The following is a 25700-nucleotide window of genomic DNA, read 5'->3' as shown; positions in this document are numbered from 1 at the left end:
CACGCCGCCAGCGTTCGTCCTGAGCCAGGATCAAACTCTCCGATAAAGTAGTTTGACTGACTACGCACATCGCTGTGCGATTTATTTAAAACTTTGAATTAACAGGTACGTTTTGTCTTGTTTAGTTTTCAAAGATCATTTTGTCTTTCATTCAAGCGACTTTATTATTATATCTTATCAATCTCTTGAAGTCAATAACTTTTTAAATTTCTTTTTTTCGTCAGCGCCTTGTTTAGCGGCAACGAATAATAATATACCACCTCACAAATAATAGTGCAATAGTTTTTTAAAAGAAAATCAAAAAAGCTTTATGAACGGCTTGTTTCTAAAAAAGCGCCGTGCTGCGATATGCAGAAACGGCGCCTTCCCTTTTATTAGCGATGTCTCATTTGAGGGAATAATAAAACGTCTCTGATAGACGGAGCATTTGTTAACAGCATGACAAGGCGGTCGATGCCGATACCTAATCCTCCGGTCGGCGGCATGCCGTACTCAAGAGCTTCAACGAAGTCTTCATCCATCATATGCGCTTCATCGTTTCCTTCTTCTCTTTCTTTTAATTGCGCTTCAAAACGTTCTCTTTGGTCGATAGGGTCATTCAGCTCCGTAAATGCGTTAGCATGCTCACGGCCGACGATAAACAACTCAAAACGGTCTGTAAAGCGCGGATCCTCAGGATTTTTCTTAGCAAGAGGCGAAATCTCTACAGGGTGGCCGTAAATAAATGTAGGCTGAATGAGTGTTTCTTCAATTTTTTGTTCGAAGAATTCATTGATGATATGGCCCACGGTCATTGAGTTTGCGATCTCGATACCATGTTCTTTTGCATGGCCGCGCGCTTCTTCAACAGTCATCTCATTCCAGAAATCTACGCCTGTAGCTTCTTTGACCGCATCTACCATATGGAGTCGTTTCCATTCAGGTTTCAGATCAATCTGCTCTTCACCGTACTGGATTGTGGTGCTTCCCAGCACTTCCTGCGCAATATGTGCAACGAGGTTTTCCGTCAGGCTCATAATGTCCTTATAATCAGCGTACGCTTCATACAGTTCGATCATCGTGAATTCAGGGTTGTGGCGTGTAGAAACACCTTCATTACGGAACACGCGTCCGATTTCGTAGACTTTTTCCAGCCCGCCGACAATCAGGCGTTTCAGATGAAGCTCAATCGCAATACGCATATAAAGAGGCATATCCAGCGCATTATGATGCGTGATGAACGGGCGCGCAGATGCCCCTCCCGGTATGCTGTGCATTGTAGGTGTTTCGACTTCTAAGTATCCATGGTCATCTAAGTATCTTCTCATCGCTTGGATGATTTTGCTGCGTGTGATAAACGTTTGTTTGCTGTCAGGGTTTACGATCAGGTCAAGATAGCGCTGACGGTAACGCTGTTCAACATCTTTTAATCCATGATATTTATCAGGAAGAGGACGCAGTGCTTTTGTCAGCAATTCAAAAGATGTCGCTTTGACAGACAGCTCACCTACGTTTGTTTTGAAAACTTTCCCGGTGATGCCGATAACGTCTCCGAGGTCTGAGGATTTAAAGATTTCATATTGTTCTTCGCCGACACTGTCTTTTCTTACGTAAATTTGAATTTGACCCTCTAAGTCCTGCAGATGGGCAAAGCCGGCTTTTCCTTTTCCGCGCTTTGTCATCATACGGCCTGCAATGGTAACTTCAATCGCTTTTTCTTCCAGTTCTTCTTTAGAAAGCTCTTGGTAGGCGTCAATGATCTGCTGAGATTGATGTGTTCTCTCGAAGCGTTCGCCGAAAGGATCAATGCCGTTTTCTCTCAGCTGGTTCATTTTATCGCGTCTGACTTGCAGCTGGTCGTTCAATTCCTCATGATTTTGCTCTTCTTGACTCATTGTTATCACTCCATTACAGATATTGTTTCATGAAAAAAGCAGAAAAACTGCCAGCACAAAACTAGCAGTGAGCAGCAAATAGAGGTGAGTATTATCCTACTTTTGCGTTTTGAAGCTCTTTCGTCTCAACTTCAACCGTAAATGCATCTAAAAGCTGTACAAACTCTTCTCTTGTCTCACATTGATTGATTTCATTGCGAACATTCGCATTGCCTTTTACGCCTTTCAAATACCATGCAGCGTGCTTTCTCATTTCTCTTACCGCTACCTTTTCACCTTTTAAGTTAATCAGGCGGTCAAGGTGCAGTTTGCATACTGACATTTTTTCACGGACTTTCGGTTCGTCTTTTAACTCACCGGTTTCAAGGTACTGAACTGTACGGTAAATCATCCACGGATTGCCGAGTGCGGCACGGCCGATCATGACTCCGTCAACACCGGTTTCCTCGAGCATGCGTTTCGCGTCCTGAGGCGTTTTGACATCGCCGTTTCCGATGACAGGAATAGAGACGGATTGCTTTACTTCTTTAATGATATCCCAGTTCGCAGTGCCTTCATACATTTGCACTCTTGTGCGTCCGTGCATCGCAACAGCTTTTCCGCCGGCGCGTTCAACAGCCTGGGCGTTTTTCACGGCATAAATGTGATCTTCATCCCAGCCCATTCTCATCTTCACTGTGACGGGCTTATCAACAGCATCTACTACTGCGGATACCATTTCATAAATTTTATTCGGATCGAGAAGCCATTTTGCTCCCGCGTCGCATTTTGTAATCTTCGGCACAGGGCATCCCATGTTAATATCAATAATATCAGCCGTCGTATTTTGATCGACAAACTTAGCCGCTTCTACAAGGGTTTCTTTCTTCCCTCCGAAAATCTGCAGGCTGAGAGGTTTTTCTCTCTCCTCGATGTAGAGCATTCCCATTGTTTTCGCGTTGTTGTACAGAATGGCTTTGTCACTGACCATTTCCGCACATACGAGTCCCGCTCCGAATTCTTTAACGGTAAGACGGAATGCGGCGTTGCAGACTCCGGCCATCGGAGCAAGAACCACTCTGTTTTTTAATTCAATATCACCGATTTTAAACACTATTCGTCCTCCTTTCCTGCATTTTCAGGCGGAGCCAATTCCTCCGCGCTTATATTTAAAGCATCAGCAGCGTCACGAATGATCGAAGCTGACGGCAAACGGTTTCCGCGTTCAATCTCGCCGAGAATGGAAACTGAAATACCTATCGCTTTTGCAAACCCTTCTTGAGTATACCCCTTCAGCTTTCTGAATGCACGAATTCGTCTACCCCAGATTTCTGCTTCCATACGCTTACACCTTCTTGGTTTGTTTCATCGCTTATCGTGATATGATCCGCATGCGGACAAATTTCTTTTAACGGCGCAAGGACAAATAAGCGCTCGTACATTCTCGGATGCGGAACAACCAGCCGCTCTGTTTCAATATTTTCACGATTATACAGCAAAATGTCAAGGTCTGCCGTTCGCGGCCCCCAGCGGATTTCTCTCGTTCTGCCTAATTCAGCTTCAATGCTTTGCGTCACGTCAAGAAGTTCGAAAGGAGTCAATGACGTCTTCACTTCAACGGCCATATTGAGAAACTGATCTTGATCTTCATAACCCACGGGATCTGTTTCATATATGGAGGACACTTTCGACACCGTCACGCCATCATGCCGGCTGAGCATGGCCACTGCCCGCCGCAAGTAACGTTCACGGTCGCCCATGTTGGAGCCGAGACCGATATATGCCGTGTTGTTCATGATTTCGTTCTCGTCATTTCTATGGCTACTGATTTATAATGGCCGGGAATCGGCGGATCAGGCTTAACAACCTTTACCGTACATTGCCGCACCGGCTCAAATTTCTTAAGAACGGTGTCTGCGATCCGCTCCGCAAGCGTCTCGACCAAATTGACGGGTTCGCCCTCAACGATGCCGCGGCAGACACTGTACAGCTCCGCATAGTTAATCGTGTAAGAAAGGTCATCCGTTTGTCCCGCTTTGCTCAAGTCCAGTTCGGCAGTCAGGTCTACTTTGAAACGCTGGCCGAGTTTGTTTTCTTCTTCGAACACACCGTGATATCCGTAAAACTCCATACCTTCTACATATACTTTATCCATAATGCGCGCCTCCTTTGTTCAACATAGCATCCATCATCTTAGTCATTCTTGCGATCTCTTTGACATCATGCACCCTCACAATGTCGCAGCCTTTCTGAACGCCAAGGCATACTGTCGCCCCTGTCCCCTCGGCACGTTCCTCAGGAGGGAGGTCAAGCACATGGCCGATGAATCTTTTTCTTGATGTCGCCAGGAGCAGCGGATAACCTAACCCGCTGAACACTTCCAGCTTGTTCATGACAGCCAGATTGTCCTCATAGTTTTTCGCAAAGCCGATCCCCGGATCCAGAATCATATTTTCATCTGAAACGCCGGCGTCCGCGGCAATTTTTACGCTTTCCATTAAGTCTGCAAGCATATCAGGAATAAGATCGTTATAATTTCTTTCTTTTCGATTATGCATTAAGATAATCGGAACTCCGTGTTTGGCTGCTACCGGCGCCATGTCAGGGTCACCTTTCGCCCCCCAGATATCATTGATGATAGAGGCGCCCGCTTTCACCGCTTCGTCTGCCACGGACGCTTTGTACGTATCAATTGAAATCGGAACGTCCAGTTCGCTTGTGATCCGTTCTATAGCGGGGATTACACGTGACAGTTCTTCATCAGCCGACACGAGTGATGCGCCGGGCCTTGTCGATTCGCCGCCGATATCTATGATATGCGCCCCTTCTTCAGCCATCTTCGCCGCATGCAGAAGCGCTCTTTCCGTACTGTCGTATTTTCCGCCGTCAGAGAAGGAGTCTGGCGTTACATTTAAAATTCCCATAACGAGTGTCTTCTCCTTATAGGATAAAGCGCCTTTTTTTGTATGAATCAGTTTAGGCTGTTCAATCGTTTGCTGCGCCATTTTGTTCCTCCTCCTTTACATTCATTTTGTTTATTTCCTGCTGATACTGCTTACGGAGCAATTGCACCGTTTTTCCGCTCACTCCGGGCAGCGGCACTTCCTCTATTTTAAAAAACGGGATAATTTCAAGCACGGAGTTTGTCATCCACGCTTCATCCGCTTCAAGCATTGATTGAAAACGGAATCGGCCTTCGGCAACCTCTGTCCCCTGCCGTTTCAATTCATCAATGACAAACTGTCTCGTTACCCCGTCGAGAATGCCTGTATCCAAGGATGGCGTAAAGACCTTGTCTCCTTTTCGCCAAAACACATTGGAGACAATGCCTTCCGCGACATCTCCTTCTCGGGTCAGGAAAATCCCTTCAAGATTCGGATCATTGCCGATTTCTTGTTTAGCATACATATTGTTTAAATAGTGATGGGACTTTAACCGAAAAGATCCTTCAGGCGTATTTCTCCGGACAGAGAGAAGTTTGCCTTCTTTTTCAAGAGGCAAAGCTTCCGGATTAAGCCGGCTGACGAAACAAAGGACGGTCGGCTTTTCATAAGTCTGGGCGGTAAATCCTTTATCACTGACGCCTGCCGAGACGTTAAGCCGGACACGCGCGCTGCCGTCTTTGATGTCATTGAGGAGCAACAGGCTTGCAAGCATATCAAGCAGCTCCTGTTTATTCACCTCGTACGCAATCTGCAAATCCCGAAGCGCCCTGTTGAGCCTGGCGACATGCGCATCCGACAAAAACGGCCGGCCGTTATAAAGCCTGAACGTCTCAAACGCGCCGATCCCGTACAGATAACCATGGTCAAAAGGAGAAAGCGCCGCTTCTTTCTCCTCTATATATTGACCATTCAAATATATAATCACACCGTCACTTCCTTCTTACGGTGTGTCTCAATAAAGTTTCTGAGCATCTCTTTGCCGAAGGAGGTCATGATGGATTCCGGATGGAACTGAACACCTTCAACAGGCAGCTCATTATGGCGGATTGCCATAATTTCTCCTTCTTTGGTTTGAGCGGATACCGTAAAGCAGTCCGGCAATGTGTCCGCTTTAACAATAAGCGAGTGGTACCGGGTGGCGACCAACGGATTTTGCAGGCCTTTAAAAATCGTCTGTCCGTCATGCATAATGTCTGACGTTTTGCCGTGCATGAGCCGCTCCGCTCTGACGACATCTCCTCCGAACACTTGTGCGATCGACTGATGTCCGAGACATACGCCGAAAATAGGAATGCTGCCGGCAAAATGTTTGATGGCCTCAAGGCTGATCCCCGCTTCATCCGGACTGCACGGCCCAGGTGAAATCATCAAGAAATCCGGCGCCAGCTCTTCTATCTCTTCAATCGTAATCCCGTCATTCCGTCTGACGATCAGTTCCTCCCCCAGCTCACCCAAATATTGAACCAAGTTGTACGTAAATGAATCATAATTGTCAATCATTAAAATCATCTCTGCTCACCTCATCTAATTTTTTGTCTCTTCTTCGCTCAGCTCTAACGCCTTTTTCATGGCAAAAGCTTTTTTGAACGATTCCTTGTATTCGTGCTTCGGAACCGAGTCAATGACCACTCCTGCTCCGGACTGCATAAAAGCATGTCCGCCGGCTGCATAGATCGTCCGGATCACAATGTTAAATTGCAAATCTCCGTTGAATCCGAACCAGCCTATAGATCCAGTATAAAGCCCCCGTCTTGTCGGCTCAAGCTCTTCTATAATTTCCATCGTTCTCACTTTGGGTGCTCCGGTGATGGTGCCACCCGGGAAAACCGCATGAATAATGTCTGTCGCGTCATATCCGTCCTGCAGCTCCCCCTGTACATTTGACACGATATGCATGACGTGCGAATATTTTTCGATCGCCATAAACTCGTTAACCCGCACGGAGCCGTAGCGCGATACGCGACCGAGATCATTGCGCTCCAGATCAACAAGCATGACGTGTTCCGCACGTTCTTTCTCGTTGTGAATTAATTCATCAGCCAGCGCCTTGTCTTCTGCATCGTCTTTTCCTCTTGAACGCGTACCCGCGATCGGTCTTGTTTCAAGCTTCTTCCCCTTTTTCGTCACCAATAGCTCCGGCGACCCGCATATCACTTGAAAACCCGGTGTCTCAAGATAAGCCATGTAAGGAGACGGGTTGACGTTTCTCAAATGTTTATACACCTCATACGGGTGAACGGATAAGGATTGGGATTGCCTGATGGACAGATTAACCTGAAACACATCGCCGCTCGCGATATATTGCTTAATTTGTTCTACGGCCTGTGAAAATCCTTCTTCAGTGAACGGAGCGGCATACGATCCGTCTCCTTCCCGGCTCAGCGGAGAAAAAGGCTCGTCCCGCGTTTGACGGGAGCGCCACATATCCTCTAATCCGGACAGCTTTGCTTCCGCAAGCTCCGCTTCTTCCGCTTCGGTATGGGTAATGAGCCATAACGCCTCAGCCTCATGGTCGAAAACGGCCACATCATCAAAAACGAGAAAGTATATATCAGGTGTTTCCAAATCATCTAAAGACAGCATTTTAAAATTCTCAATGTATCGGGCATAGTCGTAACTGATAAATCCAATCGCGCCGCCTTGAAAATCCGGGAACTCATAATTGGTTTGCGTCCCAAGCGTCTCAAACCAATCATGAAAAGCCCGCAGCGGGTCACCTTCTTTAAACAGCGTTTCCCCTTCATGCTTGATCGTTGTGATTCCGTCTTTCCCTCTGACGGACGCAATCGGATCTAGACCGGCTATACTGAATCTTCCTCCTCTCGCGCTTTCGAGCAGAACATGCCGTTTTCTCGATTTCGAAAGGTTTTCATATTGCTGTAAAAATGCTTGCTTCGTAAAAGGTATCTTTCTTCCTGCCGGTCTGCGTTGTGCCATCGTATCAATCCTCTGCTTCGTTTTTCTGTAGTTTTATTTTAAAGCAATCATACTGGTGAAAAAAGTGAATTTCTCTTCCAACCATAAAATTCGAAACGTTTTTTGGATTTTCGATGCTTCAGGCACAAAAAAACTCCCGGATACAGCCGGGAGCCGTGTGTATGTCTCTATTCAAACTGATAAAGCGGGGTGCTTAAGTAACGTTCTCCATTACTAGGGATGATCGCAAGCACTTTCTTGCCTTTACCCAGTTTTTTCGCGATTTCCAGCGCCGCGTAAATGGCCGCTCCGGAAGAAATACCGCCGAGAATCCCTTCTTCTTTTGCCGTTTTACGGGCATATTCAAATGCATCCTCATTTTTCACGGGAATGATCTGATCATAGATGTCCGTATTCAATGTTTCAGGGACAAAACCCGCTCCGATACCCTGAATTTTATGCGGACCCGGTTTTCCGCCAGAAAGAACTGGAGAATCCGCCGGCTCTACCGCATAGATTTTGATGGATGGATATGCTTCTTTCAGCACTTCACCCGCTCCCGTGATGGTTCCGCCCGTCCCGATACCGGCCACGAACGCATCAAGCTGGTCGTCTCCAAACTGTTCGACAATTTCTTTCCCAGTCGTTTGGCGGTGAATTTCCGGGTTTGCCGCATTGTTGAATTGCTGAGGCACAAAATAGCCGTGTTCCTCTGCAAGCTCCTCCGCCTTTTTAATGGCGCCCTTCATTCCTTCTGCGCCGGGAGTCAGCACAAGCTCTGCTCCGTATGCGCGCAGCAGATTGCGTCGCTCCATGCTCATCGTATCAGGCATAACGAGAATGGCTCTGAGACCTTTTGCCGCTGCCACCATCGCAAGACCGATTCCTGTATTTCCGCTTGTCGGTTCAATGATTGTGTCGCCGGCTTTTAATTTGCCTTCTTTTTCAGCCGCTTCAATCATCGCTGCTCCGATACGGTCTTTTACGCTGCTGCCCGGATTCATGTATTCAAGCTTCAGATATACATCTGCGCTGTTTTCATCCGTCAGGCGATTCAATTTCACAATAGGAGTATTTCCGATTAGTTCAGTAATAGAATTTGCAATACGCACCATGTTGGACACCTCAATTTCCGACTAAATTTATTGGTATTATAAATATAAGTTATCAATTTCAAAATTTTTTGTCAATCATTTAGTTCTTTTTTCCCCGTAGAACCAAGAGACTCCCGCCTCTTTCCACAGCGTTTTGACTGTCGCCTTATCACCTAATTGATCCATCGCGATCTGACGTCTGATTTGGCTCTTCACTTCATTATATGAGAAAGTTCTCGCCTTAAGCTTTTCTTTCAGCTGAATGACGGCGTATCCTGAAGAAACTTTAATCGGTTCAGCGGACCATTCATTTTCTTTGAGATTTTTGGCTTCTGTGATATATGCCTGCGGGATATTCTCCTGGTTTTCCGTGACAAAGCCGAGGTCTCCGCCATACTGAGACGTGTATCTGTCAGTGGAACGCTCTGCGGCGACGGCTTCAAAGCTGGAACCGCCTTTCAAATCAGCAAGCACCCTGTCCGCTTCTTCTTTGCTTTTGACGACGATGTGCCGGATTCTGTAAGAATCATCGAATTGATACAGTTCTTTATTTTTATTATAAAATGATTGCATTTCCTTATCCGATATATCGATGTCCTTCGTCAGCAGTTCCTCAAGAAGAATGTTGTAGCGGATCTGGTCTTTCCATTCGTTTTCCGTAATATGATCGTCTTCATAAAATGAATTATTCACCGCTTTGATTAAAAGAAATTCACGTTCCAATTCGCTGTTTGAAACTGTGAGTTTATTCTTTTTCGCAAGCTCTTCCACTACTTGTGTATTAATCATGTCTTCCAAGGTTGATTTTCCGTATTGGTCTTCCATCTTTTTCATCCAGTCCTGCCGCGTGATATGTTTATCACCGATTGTCGCGATGAATTCTTCAGATGACCCTGCAGCTTGGGATTTTGTTAAATGATACGCGATTGCCGCGCTGCATACTAACAGCGCCGCTACAATAATCGTCAAAAGTGTTCTCGGTTTCAAAATCTACCCCATCCCTTTTTTAAAATAGAACAACCCGCTAAAGAGCTAGCGGGTTGTTTCGTCACGAAGCTCTTCCAGTTCTTCTTTTGTAAATAAATATTTCTCATTACAAAAATGGCAAACCGCTTCGGCTTTTCCGTCTTCTTCTATCATATCTTGTATTTCTTTTTTGCCTAGTCCTAAAATGGCTGCTTCGAAACGATCTTTAGAACAAGAACAGTGAAATTTGACCGGCATATTCTCAAGTACGTCCGGTTTCTGGCCCAGTACTTCTTCTAAAATTTCTTCCGGTGTCAGGCCTTTTTGAATCAATTTTGAAATCGGTTCAATTTGAGATAATTGCTTTTCAATTGTTGAAATGGTTTCTTCATCAGTCCCCGGAAGAAGCTGAATAATGAATCCGCCGGCAGCGAGAATCGTGTTATCAGGGTTCACAAGCACTCCTACACCGACGGATGAAGGGACTTGTTCAGAAGAAACAAGGTAGTATGTGAAGTCGTCACCGAGTTCACCTGAGACAATTTCTACTTGTCCCGTAAAATAATCACGCAAGCCTAAATCTTTTACGACACTAAGTGTTCCATCCGTTCCTACCGCCCGTCTCACATCCAGTTTCCCCTGTTCATTGAGGTCAAAGTGAACGTGCGGATTTGTTACGTATGCTCTGACTTCGCCCTTTGCATTCGCATCTGCGATGATGGCGCCGATCGGCCCGCCGCCTTCTATTTTGACGGTCAGCTTATCTTCACCCTTCATCATCGCTCCGAGCATCAGAGACGCTGTCATCGTCCGGCCGATTGCGGCTGATGCCGTCGGCCATGTGTCATGCCTTCTTTGCGCTTCATTTACCATATCAGTCGTTCTGGCTGCATAAGCCCGAACTTTACCGTCATATGCAATTGCTTTAATTAAATAATCCATCGTTTAACCTCCTATACGTGACCCACGCGATTTCGCTCATAAATGATTTCCAGCCCTTTTAAAGTAAGAAACGGGTCAACAACATCAATACAGTCTGATTCATTTGCGATTAATGAGGCAAGACCGCCTGTCGCAATGACTTTCGGTTCTTGTTTGGCCTGCCATTTCATCCGCTTGACAATGCCTTCAACTTGTCCGACATAGCCGAAAAGGATGCCGGACTGCATGGCGCTTACCGTGTTTTTGCCGATGATATTGTCCGGTCGGGCGATTTCAATTCTCGGAAGCTTGGCCGCGCGCGAGTACAGCGCTTCCGTTGAAATCGTAATGCCGGGAGCTATCGCGCCGCCCATATATTGTTTGTTTTCATCAATGTAGCAATACGTCGTCGCCGTTCCGAAGTCAACGACAATTAAGGGGCCGCCATACTGATGAATCGCCGCGACGGCATTGACAATCCTGTCTGCTCCCACTTCTTTCGGATTGTCATATTTTATATTTAAACCTGTTTTCATCCCCGGGCCGACAACCTGCGGCTCGATGTGAAAGTATTTTGTGCACATTCTTTCTAAAGAGAACATAATCGGCGGCACCACGGATGAGATGATAATTCCTTCGATCTGTTCAAACATGAGTCCGGAATGTTCAAATAAGGAGCGGAGCAGCATGCCGAATTCGTCTTCTGTTTTGTGTCTGCTCGTTTCTACACGCCAATGATATTCTAATTCACCATCATGATATACACCAATCACGGTGTTGGTGTTCCCCACATCTATAACCAGTAACAACCTCTATCACCACTTTTGAATAGTTTCTAATCATAACTTTTTCAACATTCTACAATACCATACACGATCTGCAGCTCTTTTGTAAACAAAACGGAACCAGTAAAAAAACCGCCGGTATAAGCCGGCGGTTTTCATATCGGAAAGCGAACTATTCTTTCGGTTCGTCTTTCTTTTCGTCTTCTGTTTTAGACAGAATGTTTACTTTCACATCGTCTTTTTGAAGATGGTCATCTGAGAAATTGCGCTCTGGGAGTTTTCCATGATCCACGAGATGCTTGATTTGTTCCGCATCTAATGTTTCCACATCTAGCAATGTCTGAGCAATCAATTCAAGCTTATCGCGATTTTCAGTCAGGATGGTTTTCGCACGCTCATAACATTCTTTAATGATGCGCTGAATTTCCTGATCGATTTCGTAAGCGATCTGATCACTGTAGTTTTGCTCGTTGTTGAAATCCCGGCCCAGGAATACTTGACCGCCTTGAGATTGACCGAACTGGAGCGGTCCGAGTTTTTCTGACATACCGAACTCCGTCACCATTCTTCTGGCAATGCTCGTTGCCCGCTGGAAGTCATTGTGAGCCCCGGTGCTGACTTCGCCGAAAATAATCTCTTCGGCAACGCGTCCGCCCAGAAGACCGACAATTTTGTCGAGAAGCTCAGGTTTTGTCTGGAAGTAGCGGTCTTCTCTCGGAAGCATGACCGCGTATCCGCCTGCCTGCCCCCTCGGAACAATCGTTACTTTATGAACCATATCGGCTTCATCCAGCACAAGTCCGATAACGGTGTGACCGCCCTCGTGGTATGCCACGATATTGCGTTCTTTTTTCGAGATGACGCGGCTCTTCTTCGCAGGACCTGCAATGACACGGTCCGTTGCTTCATCAATGTCGCGCATATCAATTTTCTTCTTGTTTTGACGGGCAGCAACAAGTGCCGCTTCGTTAAGAAGGTTTTCTAAATCTGCGCCTGAGAAACCAGGTGTTCTTGAAGCGATTGCTTTTAAGTTCACCGTCTCATCAAGCGGTTTGTTTCTCGCATGGACCTGCAATACGGCTTCACGGCCGATGACATCCGGACGGTCTACCGTAATCTGACGGTCAAAACGTCCCGGACGGAGCAATGCAGGGTCAAGAATGTCCGCACGGTTTGTCGCAGCGATAATAATGATTCCTTCATTCGCACTGAAACCGTCCATCTCAACAAGCAGCTGGTTCAGCGTCTGTTCGCGTTCATCATGCCCGCCGCCAAGACCGGCGCCGCGCTGACGTCCTACCGCGTCGATCTCATCAATGAAGATCAGGCAAGGCGCATTCTTTTTCGCATTTTCGAATAAATCACGCACACGGGAAGCACCGACACCGACAAACATTTCAACGAAGTCAGATCCGCTGATGCTGAAGAAAGGAACGCCAGCTTCACCGGCTGAGGCTCTCGCAAGCAATGTTTTACCGGTTCCCGGAGGTCCGACCAGCAGCACGCCTTTAGGAATTCTGGCGCCAAGCTCGGCGAATTTGCGGGGATCTTTCAGAAACTCAACAACCTCAACAAGCTCCTGCTTCTCCTCATCCGCGCCGGCTACATCTTTAAACTTCACGCGTTTCTTTTCTTCCGTATACAGCTTCGCTTTGCTCTTTCCGAAGTTCATGACACGGCTTCCGCCGCCCTGAGCCTGATTGAGCAGGAAGAAAAACAGAATAAAGATGATGACAAACGGAATGATCGTCGTTAAGAACGTCACCCACCCGCTTGTTTCCTGTGCGGGATCAACTTTTACGTCCGTCTTTTTAATTGCGTCAAATATCTGGTCTGCTCCTTTTCCTTCAGGAACATGTGTTAAAAAGTACTGGTCTTTGTCGTATTTTTTCAGCTGTCCTTTTACCTCATAAACACCTCTGACAGGCTGAACCGATACGCTATCAACTTTCCCTTCATCGAGGTTCTTGATAAACGTACTGTACGACATATTTTCTGTCTTCGGGTTTGAAGTCTGGAAGTAACTCACAACCCCGATTACTACTAATAAAATAAGTAAATAAAAAATGGTATTACGGAAGACCCGATTCATTCCTTACCTCCTCCCACAGTAAGCACAACTATGTTCAATAGTACCATAGAAAATCATTCCAATACAACCGATAACCATCTCGGAAGCAGGCAGCCGATCAGCTTTCATAAATCGCCGGTTTCAACACTCCGATGTAAGGCAGATTGCGATAGCGTTCGGCATAATCAAGTCCGTAACCCACAACAAACGCGTCAGGAACTTCAAAGCCTACGAAGTCTGCTTTAATGTCCGCTTTTCTTCCGCTTGGTTTATCCAACAGGGTAACAATCTTAATTGATTTCGCTTTACGATATCGGAAGAGTTCTACGAGATAGCTCAAGGTTAACCCACTGTCGATAATATCTTCAATGATTAAGATGTCCCGGCCTTCTACAGATGTATCCAAATCTTTGATGATTTTGACTTCTCCGGAAGAAACCGTGGAATTTCCGTAGCTTGATACATCCATGAAGTCCATTTCCAAATATGTATCAATATGCTTTATAAGATCAGCCATAAAAGGGAGCGCTCCCTTTAACACACCGATTGCCAACGGAAACGTGTCGCTGTACTCGCTTGTTAATTGTTCTCCAAGCTGTTTTACTTTCTGCTGGATCTCATCTTCTGAAATCAGCACTTTTTCGATATCTTGTTTCATGTTAATGCTTGCCCCCTACACTTTTCATGCTGTCTATATTGTAATACAATGCGGTCACTGTTTGAAATCACAAGATTGTCAAAGATGGATTTTTTCAAGCCAGGCAGCCAGATAATTTCACCGCTTGCATCCGTTACAATCGGCCATTCGTCCCGATCACGCAGAGGCAGTTTATGATCAATAAATATATCTTTTACCTTTTTCGAGCCATTCATCCCTTTAAGTTTGATCCGGTCGCCGATTTTTCTCGTCCGGATTGTTAAAGGAAATTGCACCTTGTTTCTGCTTGTTATAAAAACAGCATTCCCATTTTTGATATGAGGGTCGGCCTGATCGGCCACCTCTATCATAAAGCCGTTGGGCAGAACAGCAGTCTCACCTTCTGCTCCTTGCAGCTGCAGCTCAAAGGGAATCTTTTCACATTGCCATTGTTCAAATGTAAACAAACATGTCTGATATGATTTGACCACCTTCAGCCCTTTCGGAAAATCAAGCACTCCTGAGGCGCTTCCGTTTTCTGCCCATTCAAGAAACTGCTGGATATGGCGGGCGGAAAACGACGATGGAACGTTTTCATAAAGATAGTTTAATATTAGTTGAACTCCTCTTCTTTGTAAAGGTATCGGAAGGGCAAGCAATTGAGAGGAATTGACTTCAACTGATGTGTCAGACTTGCTTGTAATAACCTTATTCATTCGTTCTTTCGTTAATGACTGCAAGTATTGTTCGTCTTCTGTCAGTGCTTCACTCACCTTTTGAAACATTTTATGAACGTCAGGTGATTCTTGTTTTAAAAAAGGAAGCACGGTCTTTCTGAATCTGTTTCTTGTATAATCGTCTTTTGTGTTGCTCTCATCCGTTCTGTAGGACAGCCCTTCTTGACGGCAGTATTCAAGAATTTCATCTTTTGCCGTATAGAGGAAAGGTCTGATCAGCAGGCCGGATGCGAATTCGCGGACAGGCTGCATTCCCGCAAGCCCCGCCCCAAGCGTACCTTTCGCAAGCCTCATGAGCATTGTCTCAACTTGGTCGTCGCCATGATGAGCCAGCGCTAAAAACTTTGCTTGGTGTTTTGCCATCAGCTCTTTAAAAAACTGATATCTGCAATCACGCGCGGCAGCCTGCTTGTTCAGCTTATTCTTCCTTGCATATGCGGAAACATCAATCTGTACCGCTTCGCAAAGGATGTGTTCCGCCTCACAATATGACTGCACAAACTTCATATCTTCTTCAGATTCAGATCCTCTGAACTGATGGTCGACATGCGCCGCAATGATAACGGAGGAATGCCCGAAGTGCTTATTCAGCATGCTGAGAAGCGCCATTGAATCAGGGCCCCCGGAGACTCCGGCAATAATCGTTTCTCCCTCCGCCTGAAGATGATATGTTTTGAAAAAATCTTCCACGCTTTTCACAATGTCCCCCTCACGATGAGCAGGTTTTTTAAAGATATACATATCCTATCACTTTCATTCCCTCCAAGCAAAGAAGAAGCATGAACATCGGCGTCCGGCCGGCATTAGATGAGAAAAAAGACGATGTAAGCGAAATAAAGGGCGAGAACGCTGATTAGAATAAGTGTTGTTTCAAACAAACCATTGTGTTTCGCGGGCTTTTGTTTTGGTTTATACCGCGTCTGAGAAACAGTGCCCTGCCGCGGTTTCGCCTGCTGCGCCTTAGGCTTGGCGGCGGTTCCCCTTTTGACGCCCGCGCTCTGCCCCGCCGTCAGGATGTCATGTTTCATCGCTTCAGCAGACGGATATTGCCCGTTTAAAGCAGAAAACAGAACCTTCTTATACTTATTCAAAAACGGGTGGCCTTCAATAATAGAACGAAGCTGTTCTTTCGGCTGTCCTGTCTTTTTGCACTCTTTCTTCTGAACACAGTGGATCATGATCATAGCTGCAGCAAACAGGTCATAGGATGGTTCCGCTTTTCTTGTTCCATACCCCCAATAGCCCCTGTCGTAAAACTCCGTATACTCTTTAATCGCGCGCCCCTGTTTTGTCGTTCCCCCTACATCAATGCAGCGAATGGCAGCCGGAGGTCCGGTTACAATGAGGTTTTCCGGCTTGAGGTCGCCAAAGACCCATCCTTGCTGATGGAGGACAGACAGACTGGAAAGAAGCTGCACCATCAGCACCGGAATCCACTCCGTTCCCTTACTGCTGATATATTGCGGAAGAAGCGGCCCTTCTATGTACTCCATCACGTAAAAAGAGACATTTTTATTCAGCTGCGGTATAAAGGCATCATCCGCATCAAAAAAAGAAGGCCCCATCGTTTGCGACCGGGCCTTTGAAAAGGATTTTAAGACATTCACTTCAGAGGTAACAGACATGCTGTCGCTGCTTATTTTCAAAGCGACATGTCCGCCTGATGCTTCTGCCAGATATACAATACCGTTAGCCCCTTTGCCAAGCTGTTTGAGCAATCTGTAGGATTTGCCGTTCCACTTGCCTTGGATTTCCGTTCCCGGTGCCAGACTACATGCCAAACTCGTTAAAGCGTCGTTCATCATCTGCCAACATGCTCCTTCTTGAGCGGATTCTTTCAAACTGCTGCGCCGCTTCCCGGATAGCGGGACCCGTAGGGGTGATACCGCCGGTTGACAGCTTCGCAAAGAGAGCGGAAAGCGATTCAAGCTTCGGCGTCCAATTCAGCACAAGCTCAACTTCCTGGCTTTTCCCGGGAAATATACACATAGCAAATTCATTGTGACCGGCCCGGGAATTTAAACTGATGGAAAGATCAATCAGCGCTTCTTTCACCGTCGGCAGTTTCGGCGCCATACTCGCACTCGTATCAACCAGCACAAGCACTTGCAGATGAACCGTTTCGCCGAGTTCATCAACCACTTCCATCACTTCGCCGCGTTTTTCCGGAGAAAGTTCTTCCATTTCAACGTTTTTCCCTAAAATTTGTTTAAGCTCTTGATTGACGACACCTTGAAGTGTCTGGGTCATTGCTTTTTTTGTCACCATTTGAACCGTTTGAGACAATTGAGACGCATACACAACTTGATGGACGCCGCCTCCGGCCATGGCGATCCCTTCAACTTCCTTCATTGCCTCTTGGTCAATCGCGTTTTCTTCCATAATTCCTATAACATTCACCGTAATCCCCTGCTCCTTGGCGAAAGCCGCCATTGCAATCGGGTCTTCACCATGATTGGAGCAGCCATCTGTAATCAGCAGAACTTGATTTAAATGTCCCTTATTCACATTCATTCCTCCCGGTGATACGATTAGTCCCATCTTCGCCAGAAGGAATGTGATTTATACGAAAGGATTAAGAAATCTCCTTATTATTTTGGAAAACCGCCGGCACCGGTATGGATGCCCATTTCGGCGTATTGTGGTCAATCCGGACGACAACGACCGTCATATCGTCTTCGATTTGGCCGGCACGCGTTCTGATGACCTCTTCCATTAATATATCAGCGATTTCCTGCGGGTCTTCGGTTTTCAGCCCTTTCATTTTCCGTTTCATCCACAGGTCGTGGTTCTCTACGTGCTTCGGCCCTTCAAAAATACCGTCACTCATCATGACGAGCAGATCTCCCGCTTTCAGCTGTTCACTTACGACCTCCACATCAAATTCATTGATGATGCCGATCGGCAGATTGCTGGCCTGCACTTTCATGACTTGATCTCCCCGTTTGATAAAACTCGGCGTTGAACCGACCTTCAAAAATTTACAGCTTGCATCCTGAAGATCAATGATAGAAAGATCGAGAGTTGAGTAGATTTCATCTGTCGTCCGTAAAGACAGAATGCTGTTGATCGTTTTGATCGCGATTTTTTCATCAATCCCCGATTCGAGTATTTTTTCGAGAAGTTTAATCGTTTCATTGCTCTCATAATGGGCCCTCGCCCCATTGCCCATGCCGTCGCTGATCGCGGCCGCATACTTTCTCGCCCCCAGTTCCATCATGCTGTAGCTGTCGCCGGAGACAAGGCCCCCTCCTTTTGCCGCGTGAGCCGCGCCTGTCGATACCCGGTAAGACTTGGTCGAACCGAACGCAACATGGCTGTAGCCATTCGGATGAGCCGAGTGCTGTTCGCTTTTGACAAGTATCTGCTCCTCAAGAATGTCAGACAGCATCGGAGCGATAATTTTCTCACTCTCGCCGTGCCCTCCGCTGAACGGGATTGTCATTTCAATATCAATATTGCCCTGCTCCAAGCTGTATATCTCGACATGCTGAATCTCGATTCCGAAATGCTGAAGCGCCTCTATCATTTGTTCTTCCTGAATAAAATGCTGCTCCCTCTCCCGTTTTATTTCCCGAGAAAAGTCCGCCATGACCTCAGAAACCCCCAACAGCTGCTCGGCAACAAGCCTTCTGCTGTCCTGAACTTTTCTCTTCAGGGTCAGATGGGCGTGATGATGGGCAAGTTCGTCTTCAATCAGCTCTTCCACCTGTCTGGATTTGGAACAGTGCTGCTGAAACTCCTTTTTTAATCTGCGGTTTGAGGCATACTGTTTTTCCTCTGTTTCATGCATAACTTGTTTCATTAAATCATATGTTTTATCAAAGTTTTGAACCCAGCATTTGCTTTTCTTATAACAGGATTGGCAGGAATGCTCGGTGATTTTGCTTAAAAAGAGATCCACTTCCCCTTCTTCAGCCTGCTCATCGGAAGACGTCTGATGAAAGGTGGCGAAGCTCTCCGACAAGGCATGAAACACATTGGAGAACTGATCTACTTTCTGGGCAGTGACATCTCTGATTTTTCTCGCGTACTGCTGCTGTTCCTGACTGTGCTCAGCAGTGCCCGGTATGTATCGCGCCACCTTTTTCGTAATTGACTGGGGCGTAATTAAAAACAAGGCAACGGCAATCAAAGATTCGTAAAGGGTGGTCATTAACCCGGCGGACCCTTCCCCATATAATGAAATCAGCAGTGAGCCGATCACCAATCCGACTGCGGCGCCGGCTTTCTTGCCTTCCTTCAGCAGTCCGCCAAGAAGCCCGGAAAACGCAAGCAGACTCATTTGATAGAGATTGCCGATATTCGCAAGCCCGAGAATCAGCCCGGTCACAACACCGACAGTACAGCCGATGCTTGCTCCGCCGACAAAGGAAAAACTCAGAACAACATAACGGGCCAGTATGTGCTCGGCCTGCATTCCCTGAAACGAAACGCCTGCAAGACCGGTTAAAACGGATGCGATCAAGATCATAAAACAGATGATTTCTTCTATTTTTAATGATTGTTTCACTTTTTTGATCGTGAAGATCGGCAGGCTTTGCAAAAAGATCAGCGTCAAAATAAAGGCCAAGCCAGCCTCGACAACAGCCATCACATAGTCATAAGTGGTAAAAGCGCCGCTATCAATATATACAAAACCGATTCTCGCGGCAGCCATAGAGAAAAATACTACGATCGGCAGCATCTTCACCCGGTCCTGCATGATATATGTACCGATTTTTGAAAATAGAGTAAAGACGGCTAAAGCTGTGAGAATCAGCAAAGAGTGTTTCGGCGAAATGGTTAACGCGCCTGCAAGCAATGACAGACAAGCATAGAAGGCTTTATCTCTTCTGATCAAAAGCATCGCCCCGAAAAACGGCAGCGCAAACGGAAGAACCTCAGATAATATAAAAGCCCGTCCAAGCAGAAAACCGATCACGACATAAATGAAACCCTTATAGAAAAAAAGTGAATGCGCCTGATGAACCGCAAGCTTTGCAGCCTTTTCAAAAAACGATTGCAGTTTTTCCAGAGCTTGTCCCGCCATCGGCCCGTTCACTCTTCTTTCCGCTTTTTCCATTGCTCTCATCCCCCACCTGTTTTATTCGTTGCTTGTCATTATAAATGAAAGCACAGATAGGATTTTGTCAAAAGAAGGTAACGATTCCAAAGAACTCTTCGACGCTTTCTCCCTTGTTCCCCTTTCCTTTCTTATTTCCTCCGACATTTCTCAAAAAGTTGTCTAAATATGAAAAAATCGGCTTCTGCAACAGAAGCCGATTTGCTTGATGACCCGTACGGGATTCGAACCCGTGTTACCGCCGTGAAAGGGCGGTGTCTTAACCGCTTGACCAACGGGCCAAAAATATATGGTAGCGGCGGAGGGGATCGAACCCCCGACCTCACGGGTATGAACCGTACGCTCTAGCCAGCTGAGCTACACCGCCATATAAGTGCTTATAAGCACAAGTTATATAATACAAAGGTTTCTTCATTCCGTCAACAGAAACTTTGAAGTTTTAATTTTCTGACTACATGGATGTTTACAAAAAAAAGCACCCGCGGGATAGACGGATGCTCCAATGTATTTATAGAAAGCAGCAAGTTATCCTCTTCTTGCTCCGCGCCCTCCACGTTTTGATTCCGTGTTTCGTTTTAAAGATGATAAGCGGTCTTCGCTATCTTTAAGAAACTTGTTCATTTTCTGTTCAAAAGATTCTTTCGGACGGAAATCATTTCTAGGTCTGGCTTGCGGACGGTCTTTAGCTTTTTTAATTGATAAACCAATTTTCCCGTCTTTTTCAACGTTGATGACTTTCACTTCAACTTGATCGCCGACTTTTAAATGCTCGTTAATGTCTTTCACATAATTATCGGCTACCTCACTGATATGAACGAGACCGGTTGAGCCTCCAGGCAATTCAACAAATGCTCCGAAATTTGTAATACCTGTTATTTTCCCTTGCAACTTGCTGCCAACTTCAATCGACATAAAAAAAGTGCTCCTCCTTAGGCTTATAAAAAGATCGTTTGTTTAATTATACCTAAATAAAATTTTAAGTGTCAACAAGGCTACTTGCTCTTCTTTTCTACATTAAAGAGAATCTCACCATTTCCTGACATAAACAAGTCTCTTCTGGCAAGCTCTGTGACGTAATCCTCATCCTTTAATTTGGAAATTTCATCTTTTAAATCAGCCTGTTTCGCGTCCAATTCTTTCACTTGTTTTTCCAGCTGAGCTTTCTTTTCTTCGTTTGCGCTAAGGGAAGAGGTCTGTGACCACAGAGAACCCGCTAAGACAATAGCCGTCAACAACACAAGGGCGCCGAATACGATCAACCGTCTGAAAAGCCCTTTCCGCCTTCTTTTCATAAGCTGGGATTGCCGTTCAACCTGCTCTTTATAGTCGTTTTGAATTTCAGTTATTGTACGTTCTCTAGATAGATTCAAACCAGACGGTCCTCCTTTCATCTTTTCAAAATACGTATCATGGTCGATCTGATTGTTATGATTAGTTTCTTGCTCTTTTGTAAAAATCCTGCACTTTTTTGAAAATATCGTTTGAAAGTAAGACGCCACTTTTCAGGAAGAAGTTTCAATAATTGTTTCAACAGGAAGAACAGCGGATGCAGCAAAAACGTTACGATCTTAAAAAGACACTTCACAAAAAAGGCGCTCACCCGATAGGAGTATAAAGAAATAAACGTGATCAGTCCGATGAGCAGCTTAAAAAGCAGAACCACCGGACGGAACAGCACATGCTGAATGAGCTTTTTTGCGAATTGGTAAAGAGATACCGCAAGATGGATGGCGAATTTCAGTATTTTTATATACATTCGTTTAAACAGGCTTTGGTACGTCGCAATTCCCAGTAAGACAGCCAAGAAAATGTATATCCTGAGTTCACCTTCATTCACGTTGAGCAGCACATAGAAAAACAGCAGACCTTGTACAATCCAAAAAAGAAGGTCATGAATGAATAACAGCCATCTGGCCGTTTTGGCGCGGCTGACAAACAGCCTGTATGTATCAAGCGACGCTCCGAGCCAGGCGCCCATACCGGTCATTGCCAGCATCGTATAAAATTGGGTCGTCAGCGTCATTTAAACAACTTGCTAAAAAACCCTTTAGCTTTATCCCCTTGCTGCTCGTCTAAATATACAAGGTCAAACACCCTGCCCTTTATAGATACAATCCCTTTTTCCACATCAAGGTTTTTCATCTGCAGGTTCTCGCCTCTGACGGAAAGCATTCCCATAACCGTTTCCAGCAAAAACTCTTCGTTGTCAAAACTTTCTACATGCTTGACGCCCGAAATGTCTAAATGCTTTCTCCCTTTCATCGTCACATCATGCTGTTCCGGAACAGAAGAAGAACCTTTTTGCTCATAATATGAATTCATCTATTCAGCCCCCATATCCTCGATACTTTTAGCATTATTACTGCATTGTATGAGGCGGGAGCTTTGTTTAGAACAAGCCTATTCGCCGAGTTTTTCTTCTTTGACGATTGTATACATGCCCGCGGCTTCTTCTTTTTTGGTTGTTTCTTTCAATTCGTTTACCTTTACCGTGACAAGCTTTTGGCCGAAGCGAACCGTCAGTTCATCGCCGGCTTTTACGTCTGAGCTGGCTTTCGCCTGATTCCCGTTAACGGTGATTCTCCCCTGGTCGGCGACCTCTTTCGCCAAAGTGCGGCGCTTAATTAATCTGGATACTTTTAAAAACTTATCAAGTCTCATATTTAGAATCTCCTCTCCATTTCTTTTGCTTCATCCCACAATTTGTCCATTTCCTCAAGTGACATTGCGGTCAATTCAAGTCCCTTTGCCGCCGCTTCTTTCTCAATATAAGCAAAGCGTCTGCGGAATTTGTCATTTGTCATGGCGAGCGCTTCCTCAGGCTCAATTTTATAGTATCGGCCGATATTGACCAATGCAAATAAAACATCGCCGAATTCAGCTTTTAAGCTGATTTCATCTGCTGATTCGGCGGAAGCCTCCGCAGAAAATTCCTTCAGCTCTTCATTTACTTTCTCCCATATATCCTGAACGTCATCCCAGTCAAAGCCGGTTTTTGCGGCTTTTTTCTGAAGCTTGGCCGCTTTTGCAAGAGAAGGCAGTGTTTTTGGCACGGCATCCAGCAATGAAGAGGATGTTGTTTGCTTTTCCGCCTTTTTGATTTCTTCCCAGTTGGCGACGACATCATGTTCATCCTGAACCTTAACATCCTTAAACACGTGCGGGTGCCGTCTGACCATCTTGGCGCTGATGTCTCTGATGACATCATCAATTGAGAAATACCCTTCGTCTTCTCCGATCTGGGCATGAAGCATAACCTGAAGCATGACATCCCCGAGCTCTTCTATCATGTGATCCGTGTCCTCTTCGTCAATGGCCTCAAGCAATTCGTAGCATTCCTCAATCATATATTTCTTTAATGACTGGTGTGTCTGCTTTTGATCCCACGGACAGCCGTTCGGCCCGCGAAGCTCACGAATAATTCTTCGGAATGCGGAAAATTCCTGGTAAAGGAGTTCTTCTTTTTTAATCGGCGGAACATACACACTTGTTAAGTTATTTATCTCTACATTGCGGTCAAGTTCAAACAAAGGCACTTTGGTGATCTTTTCTCCCTTGCTTCCGGCTGCCGTTACGATGACCACTTCATAATCGTCAGGCAATTTCTCCATAAGCGTCAGCTTCACCTCAGAGGCCGTCATTTGGTCATAAACCTGGCAAATGATCAGGTGATGGCGGAGCTCAAGCTCATCCGGCGTCATTGTTTGCGCATCTGTAAATTGAAACCCTTCAATCGGATCAATCCGCAATGCATTAAAGGTGGCATCCAGAAAGCTTTGTCCTCCGGCGGTATGAACCGTCACCTGCTGTTCTTCCCGGCGTTCAAATAACAGCTGAACGGTTTTCTCAGCGACAAACGGATGGCCGGGTACAGCGTAGACGACATCCTCTTGCTTCGCTTTTTCAAACAGAATGTCCGTGATCTCTTCATAGACCGCTTCAAACTGATCGTGCTTTTCATAAATATCATCAAAATACCGGATATCCGCTGCAGCCTCTTGCTCTAATTCCGGAATCAAAGGGTGGTCTTTCGTTCTTATATATAGATGCTTCGCCTGAGTCAGCAGCTTATGTACGCCCACTGTCAACTGATCCATGTCACCGGCGCCGAGGCCGACGACCGTAATGTTACCTGCCATGTTTTTCTCTCCTCTTGTTCAATTTGCTTAAAGCATTGCCGAAAGGAAGGCTGCTCAGCTCTTCGTCCGTAAATATCTTCATTCTCATCATACAATAAATAAACAAAAGCCCCCCTATGACTGACGCAGACAGACTCTCACATACTGCTCCGGTTCTGCTGACGGGAACGAATAACTGCCAAAGCTTCGTATACACGAGCAGAAAAGAAGCCATCAGCAGAGTGCACCAGCACAAACGGGCAATTATGCCGCCGATATTCGTCAGCCAGCCCTTCGACCAAATTCTCTGCAGATTCAGGCACGCAACTGCGGCAAATGCCAAGACGGTCGCCAGCGCCGCTCCTGTAATACCCCAGTCCGGGACCAGCCAAACATTCAGCACCCATTTCAGCACCCCTCCCGCCAAGACGGACACGGCGGGGAAGACGGTATGTCCCGCGCCTTGCAGGATCGCGGCTGCCGTAAGCGCAATCGAAGCAAAAAAGATAGATAAACTGAATATTTGTAAGGGCTGCGTCCCTTCACTGTTTTGGAAAAGCATGATGTTCACCGGTTCTAAAATGCAAAAAAGTCCGGCCGATGCGCCGATTCCTACCGCAAGGCAGAGCTTAATGGCAGAGGTCGCTTTCTCTTTTATAATAAACGGCTTGTTCCCATGCACCGCTTTTGAAATGGAAGGAACAAGAGATGCGGCGATACTGACGGCAAACACGGTTCCCAGCTGAAGGAGCGGCTGTCCGCGGTCATATATGCCTTTCAGCTGTTTCGCAGCATGGCTCTTTGTCCCGTCTGACAGCAGTGAATATAAGTTTAAGGCGTCTACGAGCTGAATCAAAAGCATGAGTACACTGCTGATACAGATGGTGACTGAATAAAGCAGCAGCTTTTTTACAATGATACCTGTTTCGATATGTCCGATGTCTGTCTTCTTGTCTTCCTGCTTGTACCAGAATAAGGCCAATACGCAAAGAGCCGCCAAGCTTCCGGCAATTGATCCCGAGGCTGCCCCCGCACCTGCCGCATATAATGAACGGCCGCTTTTCAAAAGCCAGAAAGATAAACCGAGAAGCACCGCCACACGGAGAAGCTGTTCGGTGATCTGGGATAAGGCGGACGGCATCATATCATGCACGCCCTGGAAATACCCCCGAAAAACCGCCGTAAACGGAAACAGTATAAAAGCGAACGCCGCTACCCGTATCAGCAGTTCAAGGCGGGCGTCACCCATAAAACCGGCCAACGGCGCCGCGCCGGCATACATGAGCACAAACAGTATAAGTCCGGCCGCCGTGACATAAAGGGCGGAAATTTTCATTATTTTTTGTTTATGATTGCTATAATCGTTCATTAATTTTGAGATGATCACCGGAAATCCGGATGTTGAAAGCATGACCGCGATGCCTAAAAACGGATACACCTGCTGATAAATGTAAAATCCGACGTCACCGACAATATTCTGAAAAGGAACTCTGTACACGGCGCTTAATATCTTTGTCACGATGCCCGCAACAACAAGCACAAAAGCACCTTTCCATGCCGATTGCCGTTTGACGCCAACTGAATCGTTCATC

The 25700-nt window shown here is 46.1% G+C and carries 26 protein-coding genes and 2 tRNA genes; all 28 read right to left on the bottom strand.

Annotated features, from left to right (window positions below):
• Positions 1-374: 374 nt before the first annotated feature.
• Entirely contained in the window at positions 375-1874 is a 1500-nt protein-coding gene (lysS, locus tag ACH32G_RS18605) for a lysine--tRNA ligase (protein ID WP_188154897.1), read from the bottom strand.
• Positions 1875-1965: 91 nt separating this feature from the next.
• Positions 1966-2967 (bottom strand): tRNA dihydrouridine synthase DusB, encoded by a 1002-nt coding sequence (dusB, locus tag ACH32G_RS18600; RefSeq protein WP_016936548.1) that lies wholly within the window; start codon positions 2965-2967, stop codon positions 1966-1968.
• The gene (locus ACH32G_RS18595) at positions 2967-3194 is read right to left on the bottom strand and encodes a helix-turn-helix domain-containing protein (RefSeq protein WP_016936547.1); all 228 of its coding nucleotides are present in this window, start codon (positions 3192-3194) and stop codon (positions 2967-2969) included. Before ACH32G_RS18595 ends, dusB begins: the two co-directional genes overlap by 1 nt.
• Positions 3146-3649, bottom strand: a complete 504-nt coding sequence (gene folK, locus ACH32G_RS18590; protein WP_016936546.1) for a 2-amino-4-hydroxy-6-hydroxymethyldihydropteridine diphosphokinase — start codon at positions 3647-3649, stop codon at positions 3146-3148. Before folK ends, ACH32G_RS18595 begins: the two co-directional genes overlap by 49 nt.
• Positions 3646-4008 carry a dihydroneopterin aldolase gene (gene folB, locus ACH32G_RS18585; protein ID WP_045926517.1) on the bottom strand — a complete coding sequence of 121 codons (363 nt, stop codon included), beginning with the start codon at positions 4006-4008 and terminating at the stop codon, positions 3646-3648. Before folB ends, folK begins: the two co-directional genes overlap by 4 nt.
• On the bottom strand, positions 4001-4858 hold the full coding sequence (folP, locus tag ACH32G_RS18580) for a dihydropteroate synthase (RefSeq protein ID WP_016936544.1): 858 nt from the start codon (positions 4856-4858) through the stop codon (positions 4001-4003). The genes folB and folP overlap by 8 nt, the downstream gene beginning before the upstream one ends.
• Positions 4839-5723, bottom strand: coding sequence for an aminodeoxychorismate lyase (gene pabC, locus ACH32G_RS18575; protein ID WP_016936543.1), 885 nt, complete (start codon positions 5721-5723; stop codon positions 4839-4841). Before pabC ends, folP begins: the two co-directional genes overlap by 20 nt.
• Complete coding sequence (pabA, locus tag ACH32G_RS18570; RefSeq protein WP_016936542.1) at positions 5720-6307, bottom strand: aminodeoxychorismate/anthranilate synthase component II; 588 nt, start codon at positions 6305-6307, stop codon at positions 5720-5722. Before pabA ends, pabC begins: the two co-directional genes overlap by 4 nt.
• Before the next feature lie 15 nt (positions 6308-6322).
• Complete coding sequence (pabB, locus tag ACH32G_RS18565; RefSeq protein ID WP_188154899.1) at positions 6323-7735, bottom strand: aminodeoxychorismate synthase, component I; 1413 nt, start codon at positions 7733-7735, stop codon at positions 6323-6325.
• Positions 7736-7902: 167 nt separating this feature from the next.
• Complete coding sequence (gene cysK / locus ACH32G_RS18560) at positions 7903-8829, bottom strand: cysteine synthase A (protein ID WP_004264603.1); 927 nt, start codon at positions 8827-8829, stop codon at positions 7903-7905.
• 75 nt (positions 8830-8904) lie between these two features.
• Entirely contained in the window at positions 8905-9795 is an 891-nt protein-coding gene (locus ACH32G_RS18555; protein WP_188154900.1) for a peptidyl-prolyl cis-trans isomerase, read from the bottom strand.
• Positions 9796-9840: 45 nt separating this feature from the next.
• Complete coding sequence (gene hslO, locus ACH32G_RS18550) at positions 9841-10716, bottom strand: Hsp33 family molecular chaperone HslO (RefSeq protein ID WP_016936539.1); 876 nt, start codon at positions 10714-10716, stop codon at positions 9841-9843.
• Positions 10717-10727: 11 nt separating this feature from the next.
• Positions 10728-11504: a type III pantothenate kinase gene (locus tag ACH32G_RS18545; RefSeq protein ID WP_016936538.1), complete on the bottom strand. Its 777-nt coding sequence runs from the start codon at positions 11502-11504 to the stop codon at positions 10728-10730.
• A 148-nt stretch (positions 11505-11652) separates the two neighbouring features.
• On the bottom strand, positions 11653-13572 hold the full coding sequence (ftsH, locus tag ACH32G_RS18540) for an ATP-dependent zinc metalloprotease FtsH (RefSeq protein ID WP_007615201.1): 1920 nt from the start codon (positions 13570-13572) through the stop codon (positions 11653-11655).
• A gap of 97 nt (positions 13573-13669) precedes the next feature.
• On the bottom strand, positions 13670-14209 hold the full coding sequence (gene hpt / locus ACH32G_RS18535) for a hypoxanthine phosphoribosyltransferase (RefSeq protein WP_004264611.1): 540 nt from the start codon (positions 14207-14209) through the stop codon (positions 13670-13672).
• Positions 14206-15624 (bottom strand): tRNA lysidine(34) synthetase TilS, encoded by a 1419-nt coding sequence (gene tilS, locus ACH32G_RS18530; protein ID WP_045926520.1) that lies wholly within the window; start codon positions 15622-15624, stop codon positions 14206-14208. Before tilS ends, hpt begins: the two co-directional genes overlap by 4 nt.
• A 104-nt stretch (positions 15625-15728) precedes the next feature.
• Positions 15729-16730, bottom strand: a complete 1002-nt coding sequence (locus tag ACH32G_RS18525; protein ID WP_448814682.1) for a protein kinase domain-containing protein — start codon at positions 16728-16730, stop codon at positions 15729-15731.
• On the bottom strand, positions 16696-17433 hold the full coding sequence (locus ACH32G_RS18520) for a vWA domain-containing protein (protein WP_045926512.1): 738 nt from the start codon (positions 17431-17433) through the stop codon (positions 16696-16698). The genes ACH32G_RS18525 and ACH32G_RS18520 overlap by 35 nt, the downstream gene beginning before the upstream one ends.
• A gap of 67 nt (positions 17434-17500) precedes the next feature.
• Entirely contained in the window at positions 17501-19990 is a 2490-nt protein-coding gene (gene spoIIE, locus ACH32G_RS18515; RefSeq protein ID WP_366971677.1) for a stage II sporulation protein E, read from the bottom strand.
• 209 nt (positions 19991-20199) lie between these two features.
• Positions 20200-20271: transfer RNA gene (locus ACH32G_RS18510), tRNA-Glu, on the bottom strand.
• Positions 20272-20280: 9 nt separating this feature from the next.
• Positions 20281-20357, bottom strand: a tRNA-Met gene (locus tag ACH32G_RS18505).
• Between the two features lie 158 nt (positions 20358-20515).
• A complete protein-coding gene (locus ACH32G_RS18500) occupies positions 20516-20902 on the bottom strand; it encodes a S1 domain-containing RNA-binding protein (RefSeq protein WP_004264630.1) in 387 nt (128 codons plus the stop codon).
• Positions 20903-20982: 80 nt separating this feature from the next.
• Positions 20983-21360, bottom strand: coding sequence for a cell division protein DivIC (divIC, locus tag ACH32G_RS18495; protein ID WP_016936533.1), 378 nt, complete (start codon positions 21358-21360; stop codon positions 20983-20985).
• A 17-nt stretch (positions 21361-21377) separates the two neighbouring features.
• On the bottom strand, positions 21378-22013 hold the full coding sequence (yabQ, locus tag ACH32G_RS18490; protein WP_016936532.1) for a spore cortex biosynthesis protein YabQ: 636 nt from the start codon (positions 22011-22013) through the stop codon (positions 21378-21380).
• A complete protein-coding gene (gene yabP / locus ACH32G_RS18485) occupies positions 22010-22312 on the bottom strand; it encodes a sporulation protein YabP (RefSeq protein ID WP_004264638.1) in 303 nt (100 codons plus the stop codon). Before yabP ends, yabQ begins: the two co-directional genes overlap by 4 nt.
• 78 nt (positions 22313-22390) lie before the next feature.
• Positions 22391-22651 carry an RNA-binding S4 domain-containing protein gene (locus ACH32G_RS18480; RefSeq protein ID WP_007409934.1) on the bottom strand — a complete coding sequence of 87 codons (261 nt, stop codon included), beginning with the start codon at positions 22649-22651 and terminating at the stop codon, positions 22391-22393.
• 2 nt (positions 22652-22653) lie between these two features.
• On the bottom strand, positions 22654-24129 hold the full coding sequence (locus ACH32G_RS18475) for a bifunctional methyltransferase/pyrophosphohydrolase YabN (RefSeq protein ID WP_327813711.1): 1476 nt from the start codon (positions 24127-24129) through the stop codon (positions 22654-22656).
• Positions 24119-25699 carry a putative polysaccharide biosynthesis protein gene (locus ACH32G_RS18470; protein ID WP_327813712.1) on the bottom strand — a complete coding sequence of 527 codons (1581 nt, stop codon included), beginning with the start codon at positions 25697-25699 and terminating at the stop codon, positions 24119-24121. The genes ACH32G_RS18475 and ACH32G_RS18470 overlap by 11 nt, the downstream gene beginning before the upstream one ends.
• Between the last annotated feature and the right edge of the window lies 1 nt (position 25700).

The organism is Bacillus sp. CIS52 (assembly GCF_053545315.1).
The sequence above is the reverse complement of the archived record's forward strand: the minus strand, read 5'-3'. Positions and strand labels throughout refer to the sequence as shown.